Source organism: Streptomyces adustus (assembly GCF_009377175.1).
GTDB lineage: Bacteria > Actinomycetota > Actinomycetes > Streptomycetales > Streptomycetaceae > Streptomyces > Streptomyces adustus.
Window position 1 is genome coordinate 1 of record NZ_VJZD01000396.1, and the last position, 5,487, is coordinate 5,487.

Below are 5,487 nucleotides of genomic sequence, written 5' to 3' on the forward strand. Positions count from 1 at the left end.
GCCGGGGTGCTGGCCGCCTGCGGGGTCGCCTGCGCCATGCTCGTGCACTCGGCGGCCGCGGCGCTCGGCCTGTCGGCGCTGTTCGCGGCGCTGCCGGTGCTGTACCACGTGCTGCGCTGGGCGGGTGCGGCATATCTGCTGCACCTGGCCGTGAAGGCGTTCCGGGACCGGTCGCTGCCGGGCGAGGGGGCCGCGCCCGCCGGGCCCGGGCTGCGGCGCGCGTTCTGGCAGGGCGCCGTCACCAACCTGCTCAACCCCAAGGTGATCCTGTTCAACATCGCCTTCCTCCCCCAGTTCGTCGATCCGGAGCTGGGACACGTACGGGAGCAGCTCCTGGTGCTCGGGCTGACCATCGTGACAATGGGTTTCGTGGTGGACGGCTCGGTCGGGCTGCTGTCCGGGAGGCTGTCCGCGCTGCTGCGCCGCAGCCGCCGGGTGGCACGCGGGCTCAATGTGTTCAGCGGGACGGTCTTCGCGGCGCTGGCGCTGCGGCTGGCCACCTCTCCCCAGTAGGCCCGTTCCGGGCAATCCTCCCCCGACTGTCAACCACGAGTTGACGACTCTACCGTGTCAACCTAAGGTTGACACATGTCGACGCAACCGACCATCACGTCATCCGTACGTCTCGACGACCTCATCTCCGCGATCAAGAAGGTCCACGCGGAGCCCCTCGAACAGCTCCAGGACGCGGTGCTCGCCGGTGAGTACCTGGGCGAGGTCGCCGACCATCTGATCGGGCACTTCGTGGACCAGGCACGTCGCTCGGGCGCCTCCTGGACGGACATCGGCAAGAGCATGGGCGTCACCCGGCAGGCGGCACAGAAGCGGTTCGTGCCGAAGGAGTCGATCGACCTCGACCCCAGCCAGGGCTTCAACCGGTACACCCCGCGCGCCCGCAACGTGGTCATGGCCTCCCACAACGAGGCCAAGGCCGCGGGCGGCACCGAGGGCCTGCCCGAACACCTAGTCCTCGGCCTGCTCGCCGAGCCCGAGGGACTCGCCGCGCGGGCGATCACCTCACAGGGCGTCTCTCTGGACGCGGTCCGCGAGGCCGCGACGGCCGCGCTCCCGCCGGCCGCCGAAGAGGTGCCGGAGCTGATCCCGTACGGCCCCGCCGCCAAGAAGGCGCTGGAACTCACCTTCCGCGAGGCCCTCCGCCTCGGCCACAACTACGTCGGCACCGAGCACATCCTGCTCGCCCTGCTGGAGTTCGAGAACGGCGAGGGCGTGCTGAGCGGGCTCGGCATCGACAAGGCCCGGTCCGAGGCGTTCGTCGTGGAACTGCTGGAGACGATGCGGCTGGACCAGGAGCAGGCCCAGGAGCAGATGCAGATGCAGACGCAGGACGTGGACGGGGAGCAGGAGGAGGAGCGGTAGCCCCGGCGGCGGTGAGCACGGCGGCCGTGGGCACAGCGACGGTGGGCACGGCGGCCGCGGGGACGGCGGGTCCGGCCTGAGCGGGTCGAGGAACCGCAGGTCGGGGCCATTGTCAGAGGCTCCTGCGAGACTCGTCGCATGGCCGACCGGTGGGCGCTCGCTCCGGCCGAGGACGGTGGCGTGGAGATCGCCCCCCTCGGTCCGGACGGGCTGCCCGCCGCGCCGGTGGCATGGGAGCCCGACCTCGCCGAGGCGGTACGCCGCAGGCCGGACGTCTTCCGCTGGGTGTGGCGTGCCACCGCCGAGGTCTACCCGCGACTGCTCGCCACGGGGGTGCGGGTCGAGCGGTGCTACGACATCGAGGACGCCGAGACCCTCCTCCTCGGCCACGAGGGCCGTTACGGCGAACCCCGGTCGGCGGCCGCCGCCCTCGCGCGGCTGCGCGGCCGTCCGGTGCCGCCCGATCCGCGCCAGCGGTCCGCGGAGCCCGGCGCCCAGTCCCCGCTGTTCGAACCACAGGGCACCCGGCTGCCGCTGACGGACCTCGTCGAGGTCTACGCGGAGCAGCAGCGGCGGCACGACCGGTCCGCCCACCCCGACCGGCTGCGGCTGCTGACGTCCGCGGAGTCGGCGGGGATGCTGGTGGCGGCCGAGATGAACCGCGCGGGACTGCCGTGGAGCGCGGACGTGCACCGCGAGGTCCTGCGCGAACTGCTCGGCGAGCGGTACACCGGCGGCGGTGAGCCCCGGCGCCTGGCCGAGCTCGCCGAGGAGGTGTCGGCGGCGTTCGGCCGCCGGGTGCGGCCCGATCTGCCCGCCGACGTCGTCAAGGCCTTCGCCCAGGCCGGCATCAAGGTCGGATCGACCCGGCGGTGGGAGATCGAGTCCCTCGACCACCCGGCGGTGAAGCCGCTGATCGAGTACAAGAAGCTGTACCGCATCTGGGTCGCGCACGGCTGGTCCTGGCTCCAGGACTGGGTGCGGGACGGACGGTTCCGGCCGGAGTTCCTCGCGGGCGGGACGGTCACCGGGCGCTGGGTGACCAACGGCGGCGGCGCCCTGCAGATCCCCAAGGTCATCCGGCGTGCCGTCGTCGCCGATCCCGGCTGGCGGCTGGTCGTCGCGGACGTCGACCAGATGGAACCGCGCGTGCTCGCGGCGATCTCCCGTGACCCCGGTCTGATGGAGGTCGCCGCCCGGGAGGACGACCTGTACCAGTCCGTCTCCGACCGCGCCTTCTCCGGCGACCGCGCCCAGGCCAAACTCGCCGTGCTCGGCGCGGTCTACGGCCAGACCTCCGGGGACGGCCTGAAGAACCTCGCCGCCCTCAGACGCCGCTTCCCCAGAGCGGTGGCCTACGTCGACGACGCGGCGCAGGCGGGCCAGGAGGGCCGGCTGGTGCGGACGTGGCTGGGGCGCACCTGTCCGCCCGCGGCCGGGGCGGGCGACGAAGGAGCGGAAGAGGCGGGGATGCCGCAGGAGGAGCCGGCCGGGCAGCCCGCCGAGCAGGGCTGGACGCCCGGATACGCCTCCACCGACGCCCGCGCCCGCGGCCGCTTCGCCCGTAACTTCGTCGTCCAGGGCAGCGCGGCGGACTGGGCCCTGCTGTTGCTGGCCGCGCTGCGGCGGACCTGTGCCGCCCTGGCGGCCGAGCTGGTCTTCTTCCAGCACGACGAGGTGATCGTGCACTGCCCGGCGCACGAGGCCGACACGGTCGTGGCGGCGATCCGGGAGGCGGCGGACCTCGCGGGACGGCTGACGTTCGGGGACACCCCGGTGCGGTTCCCGTTCACGACGGCGGTGGTGCAGTGCTATGCCGACGCGAAGTGAACGGCCGCGGTCCGCTGCCCGGCGGACGGCGGACGGCCGAACAGGGCGTTCTTCGGACACGCGGAGGACGGCTGAATCAGCGCGCGGAGGACGGCTGAATCAGCAAGGGTCGGCGAGCAGCGCCACGAGTTCCGCCACGACCGCCTCCTCGTCCGTCCCGTCCAGGGCCGCGAGGGCCGCGCGCCACTCCTCGTACGCCTCCTCGGCACGTCCCCGCTCCCGGAGCAGCAGGCCGAGCTGGTGCCGGGCGAGCCCGCCGGTGTAGCGGTCGGCACGGGCGTCCGCGCGGCGCAGCAGCTCGGCGCACTCGCGGGCGGCGGGGCCGCCGCGCCCGAGCAGCCGCAGGGTGCGCACCAGGCCGAGCCGGGTCTGGGACTCGCCGTGCCAGTCGCCGTGGCCGCCGCGGATGCGCCGGCTCTCCTCGAAGTGCGGCAGGGCGGCGGCCGGTTCGCCCAGGGTGAGATGGGCGTAGCCGATATTGCAGTGCGCCGAGTGCTGCACGATGACGGCACCGATCTCGTCGCCGAGGGCGAGCGAGCGCCGGTGCTGCTCGATGGCGGCCCGGGGGTCGGTGTGCTCGTACAGGTTGCCCAGGTGGCTGTGGGTGACGGCCTCGCCGTACGGGTCGTTCAGCTGCCGCGAGTACTCCAGGCTCCGCCGCAGCGCCGCGCCGGACTCCTCGTACCGGCCGAGCCCTTCGAGCAGCAGACCCCGGTTGTTGAGGCAGCGCCGGATCCGGGAGGTCCGCTCCAGTCGGCGCCAGCGGGCCAGGGCGCGGTCGTTCAGGGCCAGCGCGTCCTTCTGGCGGCCGGTCAGAAAGTGCACGGCGGCGAGATCGCCCAGCGCGTGGGCCTCGGCCGCCTCGTCCCCGAGCCGGCGCGCCGCGGCGAGCGCGGCCCGCCCCAGCACCTCCATCTCGGCGCATCGCCCACTGCGCTGGACGTAGGGGAACAGCAGCCGCAGGAGGGTGGACACATGGGCGGTGGTGACGGCATCCGCCGTGTCCGCCGGGTGGCGCCGTACCAGCGTGACGATGTTCTCCAGTTCCAGGTCGCCCCAGGCGAAGGCCTCCTCGGGGCCCGCGAAGGGCGGTACCTCGTAGGCCGGGTGCCCGGGCGGCTGGGAGGCGGTCGGCCACCGGCGGTCGTCCTGCTCGTAGCCGGGCTCCACGATCGCGCCGAGGACCCGGTCGGCGACGGCGGCGTACCAGCGCAGGGCGAGGACGGCCGGGGCGGGTTCGTCCTCGGCGCGCGGGCCGGTCTCCGTGTCGGCCAGTTCGCGGGCGAAGTCGCGCACCAGGTCGTGGGGGGCGTAGCGGCCGTACGCCGTCTCCTCCAGGAGTGCCACGTCGACGAGGCGGTCGAGGGCGGCCTCGGCCCGGCGTTCGTCGGTGCCGAGGAGCCGGGCGAGCAGGGGCGCGCCGTACACGGGCAGATCGAGCGCGCCGACGCGGCTCAGTGCGCGGGCCGCGTCCCGGTCGGTCTCGCGCTCGGAGGCGGCCAGCGCGTCGTGCGCGACGGCCAGCGAGCGGCGCACGCTCAGATCGTCGTACTCCAGATGGTGCAACCGTCCCGTGGCGGCCAGTTGACCGGCGAGCACGTCCGGGGTGAGGGCGCGGCGGGCCGCCAGCCGGGCGGCGACGACCCGCAGGGCGAGCGGAAGCCGGCCGGTGAGCTCGACGAGCGGATGGCCGGCGTCGAGCCCGTCGCGGCCGGAGACCGTGCGCAGCAGCGCCGCGCTGTCCTGGTCGGAGAGCGGGCCGAGCGGGAAGCGGTGGGCGCCGTCGAGGGCGGTCAGCGGGGAACGGCTGGTGACGATCACCGCGCAGCCGGGGCCGGCCGGCAGCAGCGGACGGATCTGCGCGGCGTGCGCGGCGTCGTCCAGCACCATCAGCGTGCGCGTCGGCGCGAGCAGGGAGCGCAGCAACGCGGTGGCCGCGTCCTGGTGTTCGGGGATGTGGCGGCGGTCGGCACCGAGGTCGCGCAGCAGCGCGGCAAGCGCCTGGGCGGGGGTGAGCGGGGTCATGCCCGGGGTGGCGCCGTGCAGGTTGATGTACAGCTGGCCGTCGGGGAAGCGGTCGCGCAGACCGTGCGCGACATGCAGGGCGAGGGCGCTCTTGCCGACCCCGGCCATGCCGCTGACCACGGCCAGCGGGAGCCGCGGGGAAGAGAAGGCGGAAGCGTCGTCCGCGCGGGGAGGATCGACCGCCAGGGTCCGGCGCAGCGCGCTCAGGACATCGAGACGCCCGGTGAAGTACGCGGGCGCGGGCGGCAATTGGGC

Annotated in this window: 4 protein-coding genes; 3 read left to right on the plus strand and 1 reads right to left on the minus strand. The window is 74.2% G+C overall.

Going from position 1 to position 5,487, the window contains the following annotated elements; translation table 11 throughout:
* The 3 genes from FNH09_RS44190 to FNH09_RS44200 form a co-directional block, all read left to right on the plus strand.
* On the plus strand, positions 1–513 hold a 513-nt coding region (locus FNH09_RS44190; RefSeq protein WP_152895513.1), incomplete at its 5' end, for a LysE family translocator.
* A 75-nt stretch (positions 514–588) separates the two neighbouring features.
* Positions 589–1,377, plus strand: coding sequence for a Clp protease N-terminal domain-containing protein (locus FNH09_RS44195; RefSeq protein WP_152895514.1), 789 nt, complete (start codon positions 589–591; stop codon positions 1,375–1,377).
* A 138-nt stretch (positions 1,378–1,515) separates the two neighbouring features.
* Positions 1,516–3,207, plus strand: coding sequence for a bifunctional 3'-5' exonuclease/DNA polymerase (locus FNH09_RS44200; RefSeq protein WP_152895515.1), 1,692 nt, complete (start codon positions 1,516–1,518; stop codon positions 3,205–3,207).
* A 99-nt stretch (positions 3,208–3,306) separates the two neighbouring features.
* Here FNH09_RS44200 and FNH09_RS44205 read toward each other — a convergent pair.
* A partial coding sequence (locus tag FNH09_RS44205; protein WP_152895516.1) for a tetratricopeptide repeat protein occupies positions 3,307–5,487 on the minus strand: 2,181 nt, incomplete at its 5' end.